Origin of the sequence: Streptococcus sanguinis (assembly GCF_020729765.1) — a bacterium.
GTDB classification, from domain to species: domain Bacteria; phylum Bacillota; class Bacilli; order Lactobacillales; family Streptococcaceae; genus Streptococcus; species Streptococcus sanguinis_Q.
Genome location: NZ_JAJEPD010000048.1, coordinates 25,888 through 45,951, shown reverse-complemented (window position 1 = coordinate 45,951; position 20,064 = coordinate 25,888). Strand labels below are relative to the sequence as shown.

General features: G+C 42.9%; 19 protein-coding genes and 1 tRNA gene. 4 read left to right on the top strand and 16 right to left on the bottom strand.

Features of this window, described 5'->3' with window-relative positions; genetic code table 11:
• Positions 1-72 precede the first annotated feature (72 nt).
• Together K4H96_RS06735 and K4H96_RS06730 are read right to left on the bottom strand one after the other, a co-directional pair.
• Entirely contained in the window at positions 73-2,502 is a 2,430-nt protein-coding gene (locus K4H96_RS06735) for an ATP-dependent Clp protease ATP-binding subunit (RefSeq protein WP_223337762.1), read from the bottom strand.
• Positions 2,503-2,967 carry a CtsR family transcriptional regulator gene (locus tag K4H96_RS06730; protein ID WP_223337763.1) on the bottom strand — a complete coding sequence of 155 codons (465 nt, stop codon included), beginning with the start codon at positions 2,965-2,967 and terminating at the stop codon, positions 2,503-2,505.
• A 185-nt stretch (positions 2,968-3,152) separates the two neighbouring features.
• Between K4H96_RS06730 and K4H96_RS06725 the strand changes: the two genes are divergently transcribed.
• On the top strand, positions 3,153-3,602 hold the full coding sequence (locus K4H96_RS06725; RefSeq protein WP_317628010.1) for a hypothetical protein: 450 nt from the start codon (positions 3,153-3,155) through the stop codon (positions 3,600-3,602).
• A 104-nt stretch (positions 3,603-3,706) separates the two neighbouring features.
• Here the strand turns inward: K4H96_RS06725 and tsf are convergent, their stop codons facing one another.
• Both tsf and rpsB read right to left on the bottom strand, forming a co-directional pair.
• Entirely contained in the window at positions 3,707-4,750 is a 1,044-nt protein-coding gene (tsf, locus tag K4H96_RS06720) for a translation elongation factor Ts (RefSeq protein WP_223337765.1), read from the bottom strand.
• A 72-nt stretch (positions 4,751-4,822) separates the two neighbouring features.
• The gene (rpsB, locus tag K4H96_RS06715; protein ID WP_002894015.1) at positions 4,823-5,605 is read right to left on the bottom strand and encodes a 30S ribosomal protein S2; all 783 of its coding nucleotides are present in this window, start codon (positions 5,603-5,605) and stop codon (positions 4,823-4,825) included.
• 306 nt (positions 5,606-5,911) lie between these two features.
• On the opposite strand from rpsB, the gene K4H96_RS06710 reads away from it, so the two are divergent.
• Positions 5,912-5,982 (top strand) — tRNA-Cys (locus K4H96_RS06710).
• A gap of 129 nt (positions 5,983-6,111) precedes the next feature.
• Complete coding sequence (locus K4H96_RS06705) at positions 6,112-6,876, top strand: hypothetical protein (protein WP_223337766.1); 765 nt, start codon at positions 6,112-6,114, stop codon at positions 6,874-6,876.
• 85 nt (positions 6,877-6,961) lie between these two features.
• Here K4H96_RS06705 and nusG read toward each other — a convergent pair whose 3' ends face one another.
• The 4 genes from nusG to pbp2a all read right to left on the bottom strand — a co-directional run bounded on the left by nusG (position 6,962) and on the right by pbp2a (position 10,470).
• Positions 6,962-7,498 carry a transcription termination/antitermination protein NusG gene (gene nusG, locus K4H96_RS06700; protein ID WP_002894018.1) on the bottom strand — a complete coding sequence of 179 codons (537 nt, stop codon included), beginning with the start codon at positions 7,496-7,498 and terminating at the stop codon, positions 6,962-6,964.
• A 333-nt stretch (positions 7,499-7,831) separates the two neighbouring features.
• Positions 7,832-8,011, bottom strand: a complete 180-nt coding sequence (secE, locus tag K4H96_RS06695) for a preprotein translocase subunit SecE (RefSeq protein ID WP_002894022.1) — start codon at positions 8,009-8,011, stop codon at positions 7,832-7,834.
• A 9-nt stretch (positions 8,012-8,020) separates the two neighbouring features.
• Complete coding sequence (gene rpmG, locus K4H96_RS06690; protein ID WP_002894024.1) at positions 8,021-8,173, bottom strand: 50S ribosomal protein L33; 153 nt, start codon at positions 8,171-8,173, stop codon at positions 8,021-8,023.
• 68 nt (positions 8,174-8,241) lie between these two features.
• Positions 8,242-10,470, bottom strand: a complete 2,229-nt coding sequence (gene pbp2a, locus K4H96_RS06685; RefSeq protein ID WP_125382648.1) for a penicillin-binding protein PBP2A — start codon at positions 10,468-10,470, stop codon at positions 8,242-8,244.
• Positions 10,471-10,646: 176 nt separating this feature from the next.
• On the opposite strand from pbp2a, the gene K4H96_RS06680 reads away from it, so the two are divergent.
• A complete protein-coding gene (locus K4H96_RS06680; RefSeq protein ID WP_185757508.1) occupies positions 10,647-11,522 on the top strand; it encodes an RluA family pseudouridine synthase in 876 nt (291 codons plus the stop codon).
• Between the two features lie 74 nt (positions 11,523-11,596).
• Here K4H96_RS06680 and K4H96_RS06675 read toward each other — a convergent pair whose 3' ends face one another.
• The 8 genes from K4H96_RS06675 to K4H96_RS06640 form a co-directional block, all read right to left on the bottom strand.
• Positions 11,597-12,571 (bottom strand): acyltransferase family protein, encoded by a 975-nt coding sequence (locus K4H96_RS06675; protein WP_223337768.1) that lies wholly within the window; start codon positions 12,569-12,571, stop codon positions 11,597-11,599.
• Positions 12,572-12,724: 153 nt separating this feature from the next.
• Positions 12,725-14,134: a lipopolysaccharide biosynthesis protein gene (locus tag K4H96_RS06670; RefSeq protein WP_223337769.1), complete on the bottom strand. Its 1,410-nt coding sequence runs from the start codon at positions 14,132-14,134 to the stop codon at positions 12,725-12,727.
• Between the two features lie 10 nt (positions 14,135-14,144).
• On the bottom strand, positions 14,145-15,230 hold the full coding sequence (locus K4H96_RS06665; RefSeq protein ID WP_223337774.1) for an NAD-dependent epimerase/dehydratase family protein: 1,086 nt from the start codon (positions 15,228-15,230) through the stop codon (positions 14,145-14,147).
• Positions 15,211-15,933, bottom strand: coding sequence for a 2-C-methyl-D-erythritol 4-phosphate cytidylyltransferase (gene ispD / locus K4H96_RS06660; protein WP_002894037.1), 723 nt, complete (start codon positions 15,931-15,933; stop codon positions 15,211-15,213). The genes K4H96_RS06665 and ispD overlap by 20 nt, the downstream gene beginning before the upstream one ends.
• Positions 15,930-17,255 (bottom strand): O-antigen polymerase, encoded by a 1,326-nt coding sequence (locus tag K4H96_RS06655; protein WP_223337775.1) that lies wholly within the window; start codon positions 17,253-17,255, stop codon positions 15,930-15,932. Before K4H96_RS06655 ends, ispD begins: the two co-directional genes overlap by 4 nt.
• On the bottom strand, positions 17,255-18,178 hold the full coding sequence (locus K4H96_RS06650) for a LicD family protein (protein ID WP_223337776.1): 924 nt from the start codon (positions 18,176-18,178) through the stop codon (positions 17,255-17,257). Before K4H96_RS06650 ends, K4H96_RS06655 begins: the two co-directional genes overlap by 1 nt.
• 5 nt (positions 18,179-18,183) lie before the next feature.
• Complete coding sequence (locus K4H96_RS06645) at positions 18,184-19,143, bottom strand: glycosyltransferase family 2 protein (RefSeq protein WP_223337777.1); 960 nt, start codon at positions 19,141-19,143, stop codon at positions 18,184-18,186.
• A 77-nt stretch (positions 19,144-19,220) separates the two neighbouring features.
• On the bottom strand, positions 19,221-20,054 hold the full coding sequence (locus K4H96_RS06640) for a glycosyltransferase (RefSeq protein ID WP_185767968.1): 834 nt from the start codon (positions 20,052-20,054) through the stop codon (positions 19,221-19,223).
• Positions 20,055-20,064: the final 10 nt, after the last annotated feature.

Below are 20,064 nucleotides of genomic sequence, written 5' to 3'. Positions count from 1 at the left end.
GGTATCTATAGGTATGATTGCTATCAGGGATTAACCGCGAGCACTCAACTTTCCATTAAAAGACTGCACTTTCTAGGCCACTTCGAACTTGAGTTGGCCAGCCTTGACCCCGACCTTAAGAGTTTGACCCGTCATCAAATCTCCTGTCAAGAGGAGTTCAGATAGTTTGTCCTCTACCTGGGTCTGCAGAGTGCGGCGCAATGGCCGTGCCCCCATTTCCACATCGTAGCCTTCCTGAGCCAGCAGCTTAAGGGCACTAGCCTGGAACTTCAGCTCAATTCCCTTCTCAGTAAGACTGGCAATGAGCGGTTTGACCATAACCTTGACCACTTCCTGCATATCTTCTGCAGATAAGCTGTGGAAAACTACCTTTTCGTCGATACGGTTGATAAACTCTGGTCGATAAGCTTTCTTAAGCTCTTCCAGCATCCGTTTTTCCATATTGGCATGGTCCAAGCGAATATCCCGCGCTCCAAAGCCCACCGTCTTATCATCCCGCAAACTAGTTGCCCCCAGATTGCTGGTCATGATAATAATCGTGTTGGAGAAGTCCACCTTGCGACCCTTGCTGTCCGTCAGCTGACCATCATCCAAGACCTGGAGGAGGACATTGAAAATATCCGGATGCGCCTTTTCCACCTCGTCAAAGAGCAGGACAGAATAAGGTCGGTTGCGTACCTTCTCCGTCAGCTCCCCTCCTTCTTCATAGCCTACATAGCCTGGAGGCGCTCCATTGAGGCGGCTAGCCGCGAATTTCTCCATGTACTCACTCATATCAAAGCGGATGAGAGCAGATTCGTCATCAAAGAGACTTTCAGCCAAGGCCTTGGCTAGCTCTGTTTTTCCGACTCCTGTCGGACCTAGGAACATAAAGGAGCCAATCGGCCGCTTGCTGCTGCGGATACCAGACTGGTTCCGTCGGATGGCTCGGCTGATAGCTGAAATCGCCTCGTCCTGCCCAATCACGCGTTTATGCAGTTCTGTTTCCAAATTGAGGTATTTCTTCGCATCTGTCTGAGTCAGCTTCTGCACTGGAATACCAGACAAGCCACTCAGAGTAGCCAAAACATCGTCTTCTTCCACTTTCAGTTTATAGAGCTTGGGTTGCTGCTCTTGCTCAAGCAGTTGTGAAACCTTTTTAAAGTCCGCTGCCATCAAGGCTTGATCCACTGGCGTCAAATCCGACTGCTCGTAATTTTGCGGTCCTCTATTCTGCACTGTTGCACTGGCTTCGTCCAAAAGATCAATGGCAGAGTCTGGCAGATGCTTGCTAGTCAGATAGCGATGGGCATATTTCACCGCCGTCTCAATCGCCTGATCACTAATCTGCACCTTGTGATGGTCCTCATAGCTCTTTCTCAGACCTTGTAAAATAACAATGCTGTCAGCCATATTTGGCTCTTCTATGCTGACCTTGGCAAAACGCCGAGAAAGAGCCGCATCTTTTTCAATATGTTTCTGATACTCTTCCTGCGTCGTAGCACCAACTGTCCGCAGAGTGCCGCGAGCCAGAGCCGGTTTCAGAATATTGGCCGCATCCAAGGTCGAGTCAATACCGCTGCCAGATCCCATGATAGTATGCAGCTCATCGATGAAGAGAATGACATGACCATCTTCTTCAATGTCATTGATGATGTTGTTCATCCGCTCCTCGAAGTCTCCGCGAAAGCGAGTGCCAGCAACTACATTCATCAAGTCCAGCTCCAAAACCCGCATCTTAGCAAGTTCAGCCGGAACCTGACCAGCCGCTACACGCTGAGCCAGTCCTAAAGCCAGAGCTGTCTTACCAACCCCAGCATCGCCAACCAGCACTGGATTGTTTTTAGTCTTGCGACTGAGAATCTGAACTATTCGTGAAATTTCTTGATCGCGGCCAATGACGGGCTCCAATCGGCCATCTCTAGCCAGCTCCGTCAAATCTCGAGTGTAGTCTTCTAGCCCCCCGCTGGTAGAAGCTGGCATACCCATCATATTGGCCATGGTCTGCTTAGCGGCCATTACTCCCTTATTCAGACTGCGAATAGCCTTGATATCTTCCTTGCCCCAGCCAGCTCGCTGCTCCAAGACCTTTCGCAAATCACTGATTTTCGGCCCCTGCTCTTTGTCCTCGTAGCTAAAGCCGGTAAATTCCAGAATACGAGAGGCCAAGGTACCCCGGTCAAATAGCATGGCCAGCAGCACATGCTCAGTACCTACATGCTTAGCCCGAACAGCTTCTGCAATCTGCCCCGCCTCCTCAAACAACTCCTCTAAGCGATAAGAAAAAGGCAGCAGCTCGAAGTGACCGTCTTTCTGATAAGCCTGACCAGTAATCTGAAAAGCCGCTTCTTCAAATCCATCAACTTCCACAGGAAACTCATTGAGAACTGAGCCAGCAACGCTGTAGGGATTATTAGCCAGAGCAATCAGCAGATGCCATGATTCCAGATAATCTGTCGTAAAATGGCCGGCCAAGAGCTGGGCTGCTTCCAAGCTTTCTATTAAGACTTTTGAGTATTTCATTTATGATTCCATTCCTTTTCTGTCTAGTTGTTGCAAAATCCTTTTTAATATCCGGGCACGAATAACCGCAGCTCCATCACCCAAAATCGAGTCCGAAGCCGTTGATAAGATTAAATTGCCCTCACGTTCAGTCATAATCTTCTCATCAAAAAGAAGCTGAATAACATCTGTGAAAACCTGCTGGCTGACACGCTCTCCCACACTGTCGTACAGGCCGCAAAGCATCTGATGCTGGTCGGAAAATTCAATCTTTCCAATTCGAATATAGCCGCCACCGCCACGCTTGCTCTCGACGGTATAGCCCCGACTTTCCGTAAAACGAGTCTTTATCACATAGTTAATCTGGCTGGGAACCACCTGAAAAACATCAGCCAGTTCACTGCGTTTCAGTTCAACCATGCCAGCCTGAGCCAGAATAGACTTGATATATGCTTCAATACTGTCCGATGTGTTTTTTGCACCCATGACTTCCCTTTCCAGTTGAGAATTTCAGAATAAATCTCTTCTTTCCTTGCTTCTCTAACATTGACTATCTTTGACTAATATTATACCGGAAAAGTCTTTATTTTGAAAGAAAAAGGGATGACTGAAAGGTCTGACAATTCAAACTAGTGAAAAAGCTTTGATAGACTTGTGTAACCGCTTGCTTTTTGCTTTTAAAGCGTTATAATATAGGTGGAAATCTACAAGGAAAAGACAGACAGAAACTCCTGCCTGCCAACTATCATCTAAACAAGGAGGATAATCCAATGAAAATGGATTGGCTCAACTATTCTCGTCATGTACTCAAATGGCTCTTTGCAGCTCTGAGTATTTTTACTATCTTTTCTGCTGACTATGTTGATATTCCTATCGGAGCTCTCATCGCCTGTCTTTATGCTCCCTTGCTCTTCGAACAGGAGCTGGTCAGCAACCGAGTCAAATGGTATAGCTTTCTGATTATGATGGTGGTTACTCTGCCCCTTTTGTTTATTACCAAAGTCTACCAGTTTAGCTTGACTTACCCCCAAACGACAGTGCTTCTCTTACTCTTGGCAGTATTGATTTTTACCAACGGCTTGATTGCTCATAAGGAAGAAAGAGAAAAAGCAGCTAAGTGATGCTGCTTAGCATTCTAAACTTGATGTTTCAAAATGCTACAAATGAAAAGGCCTGAGGCAAATTCTCAGACCTTTTTATCATTCTATTTCTAAGCTAAAAACGATTAGTTTTGACCAAGAGCAGCAGCCATTGTTGCCGCTACTTCGTTTTCAAAGTCGTTAGCAGCTTTCTCAATACCTTCACCAACTTCAAAGCGAGCGAACTCAACTACTGAAGCATTTACTGATTCAAGGTAAGCTTCAACTGTCTTGCTATCATCCATGATGTACACTTGTGCAAGAAGTGTGTATGCTTGGTCAACTTTAGTGTTGTCAAGCATGAAGCGATCCATTTTACCTGGGATGATCTTGTCCCAGATCTTTTCTGGTTTGCCTTCAGCAGCCAACTCAGCCTTGATGTCTTCTTCAGCTTGTGCAACAACTGCATCAGTCAATTGAGCTTTAGAACCGTATTTCAAGTGTGGAAGAGCTGGTTTACCAACCATTGCACGGCTTTCGTTGTCTTGATCGATGACATGGTTCAATTGAGCCAATTCATCTTTAACAAATTGCTCATCCAATTCTTTGTATGAAAGAACTGTTGGTTTCATCGCAGCGATGTGCATAGAGATTTGCTTAGCAAGAGCATCGTCTCCACCGTCAATAACTGAGATAACTCCGATACGGCCACCGTTGTGTTGGTAAGCACCAAAGTGTTGAGCATCTGTCTTTTCAATCAAAGCAAAGCGACGGAAAGAGATTTTTTCTCCGATAGTTGCAGTTGCAGATACGTATGCAGCTTCAAGAGTTTCACCTGAAGGCATTGTCAAAGCAAGTGCTTCTTCGTTGTTAGTTGGTTTGCCTTCAGCGATGACTTTCGCAGTAGCATTTACCAAGTCAACAAATTGAGCATTTTTCGCAACGAAGTCAGTTTCAGCATTTACTTCAACAACAGCGGCAACATTACCGTTTACGTAAACGCCTGTCAGACCTTCAGCGGCAACACGGTCAGCTTTCTTAGCTGCTTTTGCCATACCTTTTTCGCGAAGCAATTCAATCGCTTTTTCGATGTCACCATCAGTTTCAACAAGTGCTTTCTTAGCGTCCATGACACCAGCACCAGATTTTTCACGCAATTCTTTGACAAGCTTAGCTGTAATTTCTGCCATTTTTCTTCTCCTATTTTTTAATTTAAATAAAGGAGCTGGGCTGAGCCCCGCCCCTTTAGGTTAGTTTACTGATTATTCGTTTGAACCTTCAACAACTTCAACGATTTCTTCGATAGAATCTGCTTGAGTTTCAGTTGCAGCCAATTCTGCTTCTACTGATTCAACGCTATCTTCACCTTGACGGCCTTCGATAACAGCATCAGCCATTTTCGCAGTGATCAATTTAACCGCACGGATTGCATCATCGTTAGCTGGGATGATAACATCAATATCATCAGGATCAGTGTTAGTATCAACCATGGCAACCACTGGGATACCTAATTTCTTAGCTTCCTTAACAGCGATTTGCTCTTTATGAGGGTCAACTACGTACATCACATCTGGGATACGAGGCATATCTTCGATACCGCCCAAGAATTTTTCAAGACGAGCACGTTGTTTGTTGAGAAGAGCGACTTCTTTCTTAGGAAGAACTTCGAAAGTTCCGTCTTCTTCCATGCGTTTGATTTCTTTCAAACGAGCTACACGTTTTTGGATAGTAGACCAGTTTGTAAGAGTTCCACCCAACCAACGGTGGTTGATGAAGTATTGACCTGAACGTTCTGCTTCTTCTTTGACAGCGTCAGCAGCTTGCTTTTTAGTACCAACGAAGAGGATAACTGCATCGTTAGCAGCAGCATCACGCATAAAGTCGTAAGCTTGGTCAGCATACTTTACAGTTTGCTGCAAGTCGATTACGTGGATACCGTTACGCTCAGTGAAGATGTATTTAGCCATCTTAGGGTTCCAGCGACGAGTTTGGTGACCAAAGTGAACACCAGCCTCAAGAAGTTGTTTCATTGAAATTACTGCCATGAGTAAATTCTCCTTTTTGTTTTTTTCCTCTTTTAGATTTCAGCTCGCAGGACCACCCGAGGGCAACAGTCCCACAATTCATCTAAAATGAGTATTTTGCCATTTACACGGCACCCTCTATTATAACAAAAGGGCAGCTCTTTGACAAGGCATTTACCAGATTTTCTGCCACTAAGTACGAATTCCACTTCTCAGCTGAACATTTGTTCCTGAAGCGTTCAGAATGGTAGTGTCTAACATTTTCTGATTTGACTTTGAAAGACTCTTGACGAAAGCAAGTATTTACGATAGAATAATAAGAGTTGCGGCGGTATAGCCAAGTGGTAAGGCACGGCTCTGCAAAAGCTTGATCGTCGGTTCAAATCCGTCTACCGCCTTCGTAAATATATTTCTAGAAGCCCCTCAAAGGGCTTTTTTATTGCATTTCCTATTGTTTCTAGCAAATTTTGCTGATATAATATTATAAAAATATCATTCATCATCAGCGAAAGGAAAAAAGATTGATTATGAAAAAAATCAGCTTCTATGCCCTCAGCCTTCTCTCTCTGCTAGCTCTCTCAGCCTGCATGCCTGCCAAGCAGACACAGCAAAGAAAAAAGACGCCTAGCTCCCTCAAAGCTTCGAAAAGTTCATCCTCTAAGGAAACATCCAGCAAATCATCTAGCAGTAGCTCTAGCACCTATGAAAGTAGTGATGAGGTATTTCAGAAACGTGCTACCTTTGATCCAGATGATGCTTCTGCACTACAATACATACCAGATGCAGCTTCTATTCCTGAATTAGAGAAAATAAGAAATTTTCATATTTCCACTGGCTTTGTCATTCAGGTAAACGGAGAGGATATCAATGGTGACAAACCTAAAACGTCTTACGATGAGGTAACAGCGGCTCTAGGCCAACCTACATTCAGCACTGATGAGAATGACCCTGGCAACTCTGTTAACATCTGGCACACAGACAACGGAGACATTATGTGCTACTTTACCAATAATGTCCTGACGAATTTGAGTTTTAGTCTAAAAGACGCTCAGCCAGCCAAAAGCAGTTACTCTAGCATCACCACATCCGACACTCCCAAGACAGCTTTCGACAAGCTTGGTCGTCCGGAAATGATTATGCGTTCAGAACGCGATACAACCTTTGTCTATAAAAATTCTAATGATGAACAGTTTAGTTTCTCTACCCAGAACAATCAAATCGTTGGAGTAATGTCTACCTATCAAATGAAACAAACCAAAGATATTATTGACTCCGTCATTAAGGATAAGTAATTTCACACTCCGTTCCAAAAACACAAAAATCCAAGACGTTTTTAGTCTTGGATTTTATTTTTGACGAGGATAACGGCTTCGTCGATTAAAGCTCTGCAATCTGGCTTAGATTAACTTCGGCTACGGTGTCATTACCAAACATGGAAATAATCATCTTGACCTTGTTATTATCAATCTCCGTAATCTTACCTGTATAGTCAGTGAAGGCACCATCGATGATACGAACAGTATCCCCAACCTTAACGTCCAAGTCAAACTCCTGCACTGTTTGACCCATAGAGATGAGAATGTTGCGAATTTCTTCTTCCAAGAGTGGCGTTGGTTTAGAGCGGTTTCCGTGCGATCCGACAAATCCTGTTACATTCGGAGTATTCCGCACGACAAACCAAGCTTCATCTGTCATGACCATTTCCACCAAGACATAACCAGGGAAGCGATTTTCTTCGATTTCCTTGGTCTTGCCATTTTTCTCTACTTGCACGGTCTGAGTAGGGATTTCCACGCGCAAGATATTTTCCAGCATATTATAAGTCTGAGCGCGCTGCAAAAGATTTTCTTTTACCTTATTTTCATAGCCTGAGTAGGTCTGTAGTACAAACCAGCCTTTGTCAAAACTGTCCATGAGTTCATCCTTTCCTAAATAAAAAAGCCTGCGGGCTTCTGCTTCTTTCTAGCCCTATTATACCATAATTTCCTCAAATGCAAAGGAATTTAATAACTATTTTCCTGACAAATCAAAGTCTTGCAATTCTGCCCAAAAATTCTTGAATCAGCGTTGTCTAGTATGAGAAATTTTTATTTCAAACGATGAATTATAGATAGATTTGATTTTTTGAAGCTGACTGAAATTGTCAGCGCATAAATAAGTGCATACGTCAAAAGTCCCACCTATTGTGAGTAGGTGGGACTTTGAATAATATGCCTGTTGTAGACTTTTTTATTTCTACTTAAATCATTAAGAGAAAATATTCAGAATCTGGAAAAGACCGCTTGCCACTACTTTGTCAAAGATATAGATGATTACTACAAAGAATGCAGTGTATTCCATGACAGAAATAAAATCTGTCCATCTTTCTTTTCGGGTAGGCCAAGTTGTATCTTTCAATAGTTTAAAAACATCTTTAAAGAATTTCACAACAATCTCCTATCTAGTTTCTTTATGCAGGGTGTATTTACTGCAATGCTTACAAAATTTATTAACTTCTAAACGCGTTGGTTTTGGAGTGCTACTGAGCTTAACCGAGTAGTTCCTAGAACCACAGACTGTACACGCTAGACTCGCTTTTTTTAATGCCATAACGCCTCCATCTTTCTTATTATAGCAGGATTCTATACTTTTGACAAGCCGTTCAGCTCTTTTAAATCCTATTGAAACCAGCTGGTAACAGTATCCCAGAGGTTTTTCGCTTTCTCAGGAATACCAGTGTCATCAATGGCTTTCTTGGCTTCATCCACCAGATTTTGAGCTCGGTCCTGAACGTCCTGCAGGAAGTCTTTATTTTCGGTTGTAGTACCCGTTTCCTCGGTACCATAGGTGTCCACAGGGGCAATACCGTTGGCAGCATAGGCATTCTTCTGCCCTTCAAAGGAAGTTCCTTCTGTATATGGCAGGATGCTATTGGCAACATTCCGGAAAACTGCCGAAGCTTCATTCGCACTGGTCCCAGTCAGATAGTGGGTTTCATCAGTTTTTGGAAAGCCTAGCCACTGGCTAATAACCACATCTGGCGTATAACCAATAACCCATTGGTCACCAGATAAATCTGGGTTAAAGTCCGTTTCAGTCGTACCGGTCTTACCAGCCATTGTATAACCATACGGAGCCGCATAGATACCTGTACCGTTCGAGAAAGTCCCCAGCATCATGCTGTTCATCTTGTCAGTAGTCGAGCTATTAAGAACCCGGGTAGAGGTTTGGCGATGGGTCTTGACAACCTGACCGCTGGCATTTTCAATTTTTGTAATGAGATGGGCATCATTCATCACACCGCCATTGGCAAAGACTGAATATGCCTGCGCCATCTGCATTGGATTGGTTGTAACTCCGCTTCCTAGCGCTACTCCCAAAGTCTTATCAACCTTGTCCATATTCAGACCAAACTTTTTCCCGTACTCAAAGGCCTTGTTAATGCCTAACTCATCTACAGTTGAAACAGCTGGAATGTTCAGAGATTCTGCCAAGGCTTGATACATTGGCACTTTAGGGGAGCTTTGGATATTGCCGTAGTTGTTGATAGTATAGTCGCCAAAGGTGGTTCTGGTATTATCCAGCTCCTTGTCTGTCGGCCAACCAGCAGCGACGGCTGGGCTGTAAGCAACCAAAGGCTTGATAGTAGAACCCGGGCTGCGGGAGGACTGGGTTGCATAGTTAAAGCTTCTGAAAGTAGAGCCTTCTGCACTATTGACTCGTCCAACTAATGCCCGTACACCGCCAGTTTTTGGATCCAAGGCAACACTGCCTGACTCAGCCATAGTGCCATCTTCTGCTACAGGAAAGAGAGAGACATTGCTGTAAATAACCTGCATGCTGGCTTGGTAGTTCTGATCCAATTCAGTATAGATTCGATAGCCATTATTAACAATCTCTTCTTCAGTTAAGCCGTAGTCATTGACAGCTTCATTGATGACCGCATCGAAATAGGACGGATAGCGGTAGTCCTCGGACTTGCCGGCATAAGCATCAACCAGCTGACCACCGATTCCTACAGCGGCAGCCTGATCGGCTGTTCCCTGATCAATAAAGCCTGCAGCAACCATATTTTGCAGCACCGTATCGCGGCGATTGGTCGCATTTTCAACTGAATACAGCGGATTATAAATCTCTGGTCCCTTGAGCATACCAGCCAGAACAGCCGACTGGTCCAAACTAAGCTGACTAGCCGAAACTCCGAAATATTTCTTAGAAGCATCCTCCACACCCCAGACACCATTTCCAAAATAGGAGTTATTGAGGTACATGGTCAGGATTTCCTGCTTGCTGTATTTCTTATTGATTTCCAGAGCCAGGAAAAATTCCTTGGCCTTCCGCTCAATGGTCTGGTCCTGAGACAGATAGGCATTCTTGGCCAGCTGCTGGGTAATGGTAGAACCCCCACCCGAGCGACCGGCTGTCAGGATAGCTAGGATAAAACGACTGTAGTTAATCCCGCCATTCTCATAGAAAGTCCGGTCCTCTGTCGCGATGACAGCATTCTGCAGATCTTGACTAATCTCAGTCAGCTCAACATAGGTTCCTTTCTGACCAGACAGACTTCCTGCTTCATTACCATCCTTGTCAAAGATGAGCGTGGTAGCTTTGAGGGCATTCTGCAAATCCTTGACATTGGTCGTCTTAGCCACATAAAAGAGATAGCCGCCGACCACCAGACCAAAGGTCAAGCCGAGAATCAGGAATATCTTGGTCAGATGAAACCTGCGCCAAAAACGGCGGATAGGGTGCTGAGAGAGAGGTTTCTTCTTGGTCTTGCCCGAACGGCTGAGACCAGACTTAGCCTGCTCTTCTGTCAGCTCTACCTCCTCTGCTGCTTCTTTTTGAGGTTTCTGTATAGTAAAATAATCTACTAACTTTTCAAACAAATCTTTTAAATTCTTCATAAACCTTATTTTATCACCTTATTTAGGTGCAGACAAGAAAGTACCCTATTTCCTGTCTGATTTTTAGTTATTTTTAAGAAAAAGGGTATATTAAATAGCCTTTTAAAGCCCTCTGCAGCAAGTTTTATCCGACACTGCCTATTTCCAAAGTTATGGCTTTCTGCTACAATAAATGTATGAAATTTACACTGACCATCCCAGATGGACTGCCCGCTATGACAGTCAAAGAGCTGCTGGAAGAACAATTTCTCATTCCGCGAAAAATCCGTCATTTTCTGCGGACCAAGAAGCATGTGTCCGTCAACGGTCTAAGTATCAATTGGCAGACTGTAGTCAAACCTGGAGATGATATCCGCCTGATATTTGATGAAGAGGATTATCCTCAAAAGACAATCTTGTTTGGAAATGGCGAACTCGTAGAAGAGCTCTATCAGGACCAGCACCTCATTATCGTCAATAAACCCGAGGGGATGAAAACCCATGCTAATGAACCAACAGAGCTCGCCCTGCTTAATCATGTTTCTGCCTATGTCGGTGAGACCTGCTATGTCGTTCACCGGCTGGATAAGGAAACCAGCGGCGCTGTCCTCTTTGCCAAGAACCCCTTTGTCCTGCCCATCCTCAATCGACTGCTGGAAAAGCGAGAAATCAACCGCGCATATTGGGCTCTGGTTCAAGGCAAGTTCCCAGCTAAAAATCTTATCTATAAAGACAAGATTGGCCGCGACCGCCATGATCGCAGAAAACGGCTGGTTGACCCCCGAAAAGGACTCTATGCAGAGACCCATGTGACTAGGCTCAAGCAACTTGGGCAGGCTGCCTTGGTCAAATGCCAACTCAAGACTGGCCGCACCCATCAGATCCGTGTTCATCTAGCTCACCACGGACACCCACTTATCGGCGACCCCCTTTATCATCCGCAGCCTAAAGGGCGGCTTATGCTTCATGCCCATCGCCTGACCTTCACCCACCCTTTTACGCTAGAAAAAATAACCGTCGAAGCTCGCTCTGACAGTTTTGAAAAAGTATTGAGCAGTCTGAACCCAAGATAGACCAAGAAAAGCAACAGTATTCTCTGTTGCTTTTAGTTCGGAGTCAAAGCGAAGATAAGCTATGACAGCTTACATCACTGAGCCGGAAGTGCACTGATAAGTCTGGGCCTGATGGTTTTCTGAAAAGCTATGCTCAGCAAATAAGACAGTAAGAAAATGATAAAAAAGCCAAAACTATAAATAGTATTCCGAGGCATTATCGACCTGAAAATGAAGATAATAAAAGGATGGATGATATAAATCATGGTGGCGTACTTTTTGGCAATATTATTCAAAATCGGAATATCAATATTGGTCCCGTTTCTGACCGCATAGAGGAAAATTGCACTGGAAGACAAAAGGGTACTAGGATAGAGGTCATACCCCGTACCCATGAAACAATACTCAAGCAGAATCAAGCCTGCTATTCCCAAACCAATCGCCCATTTCCTGACAGACGACAAGTCGTAGGCTAAAATCCGATCCCGATGCTTGGCAAACTGCATCCCTAGAATGAAAAAGGGAAGACCCATAAACAGGAAGTTGCGATAGTAAAATTCGCTATCTGTATTGAACTCAATACAAAAGGCCAGGACCAACAAGAATAAGGACACACCAAAGCTAGTTAAGCGGTGAAAATGCTTATAAAAAATCAGATAAAGCGTGTAGATATAGGAAATAGCCAGCAAATACCAAGTCGGTGTAGCAGCCGAGCCAATCAAGTCCCTGGGACTGTTAAAGAGGAAAAAGTCCGCAAAATCAGACAGGTTTATAGCTGCCATCTTTTCTGTTAATTCTCTGGTCAGCACTAGGTTGACAAAATGCACAATCGTGTAAAACAGGAGACTGGCAGCTGTCAAAAGGAGCATCTGCTTGAGACGATACTTGACCTTATTCCTGGAAATATTAAAGGAAAAATAGCCCGACAGCATCATGAAAAATGGAACTGCAAAGCGGGCCACAATTTGATAAAAAACGCCAAATTGCCCCGGCAGCAGAAAGTGTAAGGAAACAATACTAAAGCAAGCTAGGGCCTTAAAAGCGTGCAAAGTTGTGTTTTCAGTCTTCATGCAGACATTATAGCATGTTTATTATTACAGCTCATCAAGACCAGATTACACGCCCATTAAAAAACATATCAATTGATGACAGGAGAGTGCATATAAAAAGCCCGGACAGGGCTTAGCGTTTAGATTGTTAAACTATTTATAATTTCTCGAGCATCAACGAGCCCGCAATTGCTGGAGCAGACCTTTCAAACTTTTGTATTTGTAAATGCTGTAGGTCAGATAGACAAATCCGTAAGCTGCAGCAGCTAGATAAACTGATAAAAACCAATTCGAAGCAATAAATACAAGCGTCATTAGCAACTCAACCCAGATATCTTTGACGACTTCGATCTGCATCCTCTTGGCTAAGATTAGCTCTGCCAGTATACTCCTAGTCGCCAGCAACAGCACGATAGACAGTACTGTGGCATTCAGATTGCGCAGAAAAACTGCAAAAATCAAGGTAGTAGCAAAGCTTAAAAGCATGGCAATAACATTTACTTTAAAAATCTGCCTCTCCATTCGTAAGGCTTTTAAGTAGGTATTGATAAGCAGAGCCATCTTGCCCTCGTAGACAGACATAGGAAAGACCAGAGCCATAAATATCAAGGACTCTCTGTAAGCCGGCAGCCAGCTGTCCAAAGCTATTTTCAGGGGATAATACAGCAAAAGCACTCCAAACATAAGAACCATAAGGATATTCCGCAACTGATTGTAAATCTTAGGCAACTTGCTTTCGTCCGTCCGTTTCAAAATCGGAAAGATGACCAAACCGATAGCGTTGATAAAGGTCATCAGCAGATTGGAAATGCTCAAGGTCAAGGATACTTTCCCAAATGTAGCAATGTTCCATACCTTTTGAATCCCCATTCTAACCGTTCCGATAATGAGCATACTGGCTACATTTGATAGCATCAGGTTAATCCCGACAGCAATATTGCGAACCGTTTCCTGTATATCAAGCTTAAACTGATAGAGAGGTCGCAGAGCCATATCTCGGCATAGATACATGGCATAAAAAAGAGAAACAACTCTACCAATCAAATCTGCATAGACCATAATCTTGAAGTCTCGAAAACCCACGAAAATAAAGACCAGTAAGAGCAGTAAATAGAGGAGCCGGTCTCCACTGACAACATAGGAACTTTCCTTTAGTCGATTAGTCATCTGCAGAACGTAAACAAAGAGAAATCGCAGATTGGTGACCAACATGGTATAAACCAAAAGTATAAAAACAAACCGACTGCTCTCATCTCTAATAAAGGCAGAAGTCCCTAAGAAAAATAAAATTCCAATCCCTGTCAGATAGATCAAAAGCATGAGAAACTGAGAGAAAAACTTTTCTTTATCCAGATCATCATACTCCAAACCACCGTAGCGAAGGTAGATTCCGTCCACCCAGCCCAGATGAACAAAACCGGCATAGGATAAATAGAAAATATAGAGTTGCCAGTAGCCATACTCCTCTACACCCATAATCTTAGGCAAAATCAAGACAACCAGAGAAGAAACTATTACTGTCAGCAAATTGGACAAGACGACATAGGAAAAATTAGCTATTATTTTTTTAAATCCACCAGACAAATTAGCCCTCCTATTTCTTCCTATCTGATGCCATGCTCTCAATCAACCGTAAAAACATGGTTTCTAAATCAGTATGAGCATGCCAGCCCAAACTCTCAAGCTTGTCCGCATTGAGACGAATCTTAACTGTCGGATTATAGCCTAGCTTTTCCACATCCTCTGCCAAATCAAAGACTAACTTTGTTTCATTGCTACCGCTTAGTTCAATAACCATTTCCGCCATCTCATGAATGGAAATAGCCGTCTCTTTATTGGCGACATTATATGCTTGACCTGCTTGGCCTTTCAGCAGAATGTAAAAAATGGCTTCAATAGCATCTTTGGTATAGCAGTAGTTCCGAACAGTTTCCCCTTTAGTTCGGAGAACAATATCTCTCTTTTCAAGGACAGCACGCGCAAACTGCGCAAAAACTCTATTGTCTTCATAGCTCACGCCTGGGCCAAAAGTTTGTGACAAACGAGCCATTTTCACTGGCACCTGATACTGATGACAATAGCCTACACACAAGGACTCTGCCACGCGCTTGCTTTCCGAATAACTGCTACGAACACTGGTTGGATCCAAATAACCGTAATCTTTCTCGCTAATGCTGGAAGCTTCCGGATTTGTCGTCCCGTAGACTTCCAGAGAAGAGAGATAGACCATACTGCGAACCTGCTTATTTTTAGCCAGCTCCAGCAGTTTTTTCGTTCCATTTACGGCTAGATCAATTGTCTCCACAGGATGCTCAACGAAAAAAGAGGAGTCCGTCGCACTGGCTCCATGGATAATATAATCCAAATCCTCCTCTATCTGCCAATCTGACAGCAAGTCAGCATACACTAGCTGCAAATTCTCACTATGTAAAAAATCCTGAAATAGATCTTCCGCTTTTTTCTGATTTCGCGCCAAGGCCACTACTCTGACATTAGCTTCGTACAAATCGTTTAAAGCCATCAAAGCGGAAATACAGTGTCTGCCTATAAGTCCGGTTGCTCCGGTTACTAAGACTGTAACATTGCTCAGTTCTCTGAGAATAGGACTGACAGCAGCTAGGTCTTCCATATCCTTTTGTAAAATCGTATTATTTCCCATATCAACCAAAAATTTGTGCATTTTCACGCGCTTCGTAAATCGCTCTAAAAATATAAAAATCAGATGGAGTCGTAATTTTAATATTTTCGCTGCCCCCCATGACTGTATGCAGAGGGAGTCCAAAATAACGAGCCAGTGTCGCAGAATCCGTCATATCAAACTGATTCTCTGCCTGAGCTTTTAAATGCAGGGAGTGAATCTTCGAAAGCGCGAAGGTTTGAGGGGCGACAGCTGTCTGACAAGTGGAACGCTCGATAACCTGATTAATAACATCCGCCTCATCAACCTGAATAACTGTTTCGATAACCGGCTTAACCGTAATAGCTGCCCCATACTTTTTGGCTGCCTCAATATTTTTAGAAATGATTCCCCCGTCAATCAAGGGGCGAACACCATCATGAATCAAAACATAGTCGTCATCGTTCTTGTACTTTTCCCGTAAGACAGATAGACCATTAAAAATAGACATTTGTCCAGTCTCTCCACCAGGAACCACTTGACTGACTTTTTTAATATTGAATCGAGCTAATAAATCTCTGCAATAATCCAGCCAGCCGTCTACACAGACAACCACAATGTCCGATACTGCCGGATGGTCTTCAAAATGCTCAATCGTATGAATAATAATAGGCTTACCGTGCAACTCTAAAAACTGCTTGGGCAAGGTCTTGGTATTCATGCGGCTGCCTGTGCCGCCTGCGAATATCAGAGCTGATGTCGTCATACCGATACTTTCCTTCCTCTCGTTGTAAATCGTACTCTACTCAGTAAATCAGCTGCCATATAAATCACAAAAGCATAGATAATCCGATTAATATGGGTTGTCAGCAATGACAGCAACGTTTCCTGAAAGAATGAAATGACCAAAGGATACGCAAATAAAGCGAAAACAATAACCTTTAGCGGGGTGAAATAGCGTTTTTTGATAGAATAGTAGAAACTTCCGTAAAAGAAGCCATATAAAAGCTGAAAGATAAGGACTGAGAAATAGCCAAAATCCTTGATAAAGTAGTAATAAATGGTGTAAACATTGGTTTTATCGTCGTTAAAATGAACAACAGGCAAGAAAGGGGTCAGCTCATGGCTAGACAGACCGAGGGATTTCAATGTTCCATAGATAGCAATAAGTGTATTTTCTCCAAAGACTTGATTATCGCTATAAAGAGTAGGATTTTTCAGATAATAGTCTAAAGCCTGAATGGGAGAACCCATATATTTAACCAAATTATCCAAAATTCCGAACTCAGCCCGACTGTCCACTCGATTGAGAACAAAGGTTCCAACCGCCATAAATAAGACAAGGAATACAAAGCCAATTATCAGCAAAGAGCGAAAAAGCTTCACACCATACCTGCTGTCTTTCCACGAATAATACTTCGAGAAAAACAACATATATACAATAGCATAGCCTGCAACCAAGCCCAGCAACTCCGTACGTCCGGTAGACAAGAGAGAAATACCTAAAGAAATCAGACTAACCAGCAGTAACTTGCCCTTGTAGAAAATGCCATCTTTTCCTGAAAAAAGAGATTCACAGAAAAAGTAGAAGAAAACAATTCCTAAGGAAAAGTTAACTCGCAGCAAATTGAGGCTAAGGCGACTAAGAGAGAAATCATAATTTGTAGTCATATGCCGAGCCAATTCAATGGTTTTAAACAATCCCCCAGGTACCTGCTTGCTCTGCGCCGCCAAGTAAAGCAAATCGGAATAAATAAACCTGACCGCATAAGCCAAAAACAAGAGAACTAAAATAATGAAAAGATTACTCACCTTTATTTGACTAGGTTTGGCGTCCAACTTTCTCTCAGCAAATAAATTCGATGACAAGAGGACTCCCATTAAAAAAATGGCATTCCCAACAAAGATAACAGTGACCGTTATCAGAGAAAGTCCCTCTCCCCATTTGGATGAATAAAATGCGGTAAAAATACTTGCTATCATCCATATTGCCAAGTATATAAAAGCCGGGTTAGCATAGTCTCTTCCTACTGTTTTGATTGTCAAAAACAAGAGGAAAAGGCCACCCAAAATTAGTAAAAAAACCATTATCTTCCTTCTATTAATTCAACCCAATTATCTCTCAGTCTGACATGACGTTCTGTCTGTTCTTTTTTTTCAGGCAGTGTCATGTAATCACCGTAGCGATTGGTCAGATACTTATCCGCATCATTAGGTCCATCGAACTCATAGCCTTCAAAGGAATACTTCTTAGCTGGATAGAAACTTTCATAGTCGATTGTTTCTCCCAAATAGCCTTTTACACCATAAGCAATTGTTATTTTTGAAGTCTTCTTATTAGACTGAATGAGCTTTTCCATCAACTTATACATATTAGCCGGCCCCATGATAAAAGAAGGGAAGCCTATCAGTCTTCTGATCCAAAGATTTTGTCTGAGTTCTTTGGATTCTTTAGCCATATAGGTCAGATGCGGTGTAAACTTCGTATAGCAACGCGAGCTGTTATGTGACAAATCCAAGGCTCTGAACAGAAGACCCTTGAGCTTGCGAAGTATGTTATTCTCTGGGACAAAGTCAATTGGCAGCATATCAAGATAAAGATGTTTCTTTTTACTGAAACCTTCTCCCAAAACATCATAGTAGGTCAGTGACTTGCTCTGCAGCTTTAGAACCTTAAAGACACTGTCTGTCGCATCCGCAGGAGAGATCAGCTCGAAGTCCTCGCTGTCCGCAAAGATTTCCTGCAGACGATTGTAGTCCTCTCGGAACATCACCAAGTCGATATCATCGTCCCAAGGGATATAGCCCCCATGTCGCAAAGAACCAATCAAGGTCCCTGCAACCATGTAGGAATGAATATGATACCGACGACACTCTGCATCAAATTTTTTATACATTTGTAAATAGGCTTTTTGTAAAACCTTTAATTTATCATCCGTAATTTTTTGATACATGGGGCTGAAGCGTTCTCCCAAAGCCAACTCCCATTCAATCTTACTGGTTCCTCTCATTTTTCTTACCTCCCAAATTTTTTCAATAATCTCCTAGCAATTCCATTCAGTGAATAGGTGTATACCAAATCACTTATGAAATCTTTTATTGTTCTATACTCCCTTATTTGAAACATTAGGCCCAAAGCCCAAAATGGATTTCTAGACTGTAATAATTTCAGCCTAAGATTGGTCAAGGCCAAAGCCCTAGCAAGCTGGCGATGGTCCCCTTCAGAAATCTGGCGCTCTTCTACGATTTTTTTCACGGACTCATAGCGACTGATGACCTTCTGTAAATAGTTAATCCTAGATAACCTTGTTTTATTAAAACTGAGCGACGACGCAGACTGGGTTACATTCGCCTGATGAATGCGATGCTGATCTAGAAGCTGGTCCAAGCAAACAACTTTTCCATACAATGGAGCCAGCATACCAAATAAAACGTCATGATAATCAAATCCAGGATAATCCGTATACTGCTGCTGCAAAATATTAGTCAGTACCGACTTTCTAAAAGCTGTCTGATAACCTGACGGCCATTTTTTCAGAAGCCAAGCTAGATCTCTTTCTCGCCTTTCTCCTGAAACTTTAGGTTCCTTAATGACCTGACCATTTTGATCAATCAAGTAAGACTGACCGTACACCATAGCAGCGTCTGTTTCTAACAGTACTTTCTGCAAGGCAGCTGTTTTATCAGGCAGCCATTTATCATCCTGATCAGCGAAAAAAACAATATCGTGCTCAGCCAAACTCGCTAATTTTATAAAAGTTCGATAATGGCCCAAATTTTCCTGATTTTCAAGCAGCTGCCAATCAGTCAGTTGGTGCTTGGTGATGTAGTCCCTGATTAGCGCCACTGTCTGATCTGTCGAACAGTCATCACAGATAATGACCTGATCAGGCTTCAGCTTTTGAGTGCGGATAGAGTCTAGTTGCTCCAAAATAAACTCCGCCCCATTATAGGTCGCCATCACGACAGAAATCATTTCTCCCTCCTTCCTAAACTTTTCATCCTATATCGCTTTCTCCCTATCTAAGCTAGACTGCTCTGTCTGTAAAGCCATTACTTTCTTCTAAGCAGATACTTATAAATGAACGCTTTTATCCAAATAGGCGTTCCCACAAAAGCACGAATCATCAACATATTTTGATAATATTGCCCTCGGTTCAACATACCATGTGACAGCAAAAAAGTATTGACTACTTTCCAGCTGGCAATCTGCTCTGTCTGGCTTCTTCTCGTATGCATGCCATTTCCGACACGAGCATAAACCAAGACCCGATTAATATTAGCGAAACGACATCCCTGAGCAGCCATTCTCGCCCAAAGATAATAGTCTTCCACTAAAGGCAGGGGCTTGTAATTGCCTGCTTTTAAAACAGATGATTTCTTGAAAAATACCGTCATGTGACAGAAAGGATTTCTCCGCTGCAACCTTTTGATAATTTCTTCATGGGAAAGCGGCATTTGTTTCTCTGCTACTATTTGATCTGGTTCCGCGTCAAATTCTATAATATTGCCACCCAGAACATCTAACTGTGGATGCTGCTCAATATAGTCAACTTGTTGTTGAAAACGATCCGGTGTCGCAATGTCATCTGTATCCATTCTAGCAATCCAGTCATAAGAACAAGCCTCAACTCCTCGATGCAAAGCTTCTCCCAATCCGACATTTTCCTTTAAGGGTAGAACTTTCATCTCTGGAAATGTTTCCTTGAAATCTTGAATCATCTGATAAAGCTCTTCTGTCAGCGGCCCATCCTCTACAAGGACAAGCTCATCTGGCTTGCGGCTTTGCTCTATAAGAACGCTATTTAGACTCTTTCTTAAGAAATCCGGATTCTCCTTCTGATAGACAGACATCAATACCGAAAACTTCACTAACAATCCCCCCAATCATCCTAAA

Excerpts from the sequence above, each read along its gene's own strand:
- K4H96_RS06735 (WP_223337762.1), bottom strand. The coding sequence starts at position 2,502 with ATGAAATACTCAAAAGTCTTAATAGAAAGCTTGGAAGCAGCCCAGCTC.
- K4H96_RS06730 (WP_223337763.1), bottom strand. The coding sequence starts at position 2,967 with ATGGGTGCAAAAAACACATCGGACAGTATTGAAGCATATATCAAGTCT.
- tsf (WP_223337765.1), bottom strand. The coding sequence starts at position 4,750 with ATGGCAGAAATTACAGCTAAGCTTGTCAAAGAATTGCGTGAAAAATCT.
- rpsB (WP_002894015.1), bottom strand. The coding sequence starts at position 5,605 with ATGGCAGTAATTTCAATGAAACAACTTCTTGAGGCTGGTGTTCACTTT.
- K4H96_RS06705 (WP_223337766.1), top strand. The coding sequence starts at position 6,112 with ATGAAAAAAATCAGCTTCTATGCCCTCAGCCTTCTCTCTCTGCTAGCT.
- nusG (WP_002894018.1), bottom strand. The coding sequence starts at position 7,498 with ATGGACAGTTTTGACAAAGGCTGGTTTGTACTACAGACCTACTCAGGC.
- rpmG (WP_002894024.1), bottom strand. The coding sequence starts at position 8,173 with ATGGCATTAAAAAAAGCGAGTCTAGCGTGTACAGTCTGTGGTTCTAGG.
- pbp2a (WP_125382648.1), bottom strand. The coding sequence starts at position 10,470 with ATGAAGAATTTAAAAGATTTGTTTGAAAAGTTAGTAGATTATTTTACT.
- K4H96_RS06680 (WP_185757508.1), top strand. The coding sequence starts at position 10,647 with ATGAAATTTACACTGACCATCCCAGATGGACTGCCCGCTATGACAGTC.
- K4H96_RS06675 (WP_223337768.1), bottom strand. The coding sequence starts at position 12,571 with ATGAAGACTGAAAACACAACTTTGCACGCTTTTAAGGCCCTAGCTTGC.
- K4H96_RS06665 (WP_223337774.1), bottom strand. The coding sequence starts at position 15,230 with ATGCACAAATTTTTGGTTGATATGGGAAATAATACGATTTTACAAAAG.
- ispD (WP_002894037.1), bottom strand. The coding sequence starts at position 15,933 with ATGACGACATCAGCTCTGATATTCGCAGGCGGCACAGGCAGCCGCATG.
- K4H96_RS06655 (WP_223337775.1), bottom strand. The coding sequence starts at position 17,255 with ATGGTTTTTTTACTAATTTTGGGTGGCCTTTTCCTCTTGTTTTTGACA.
- K4H96_RS06650 (WP_223337776.1), bottom strand. The coding sequence starts at position 18,178 with ATGAGAGGAACCAGTAAGATTGAATGGGAGTTGGCTTTGGGAGAACGC.
- K4H96_RS06645 (WP_223337777.1), bottom strand. The coding sequence starts at position 19,143 with ATGATTTCTGTCGTGATGGCGACCTATAATGGGGCGGAGTTTATTTTG.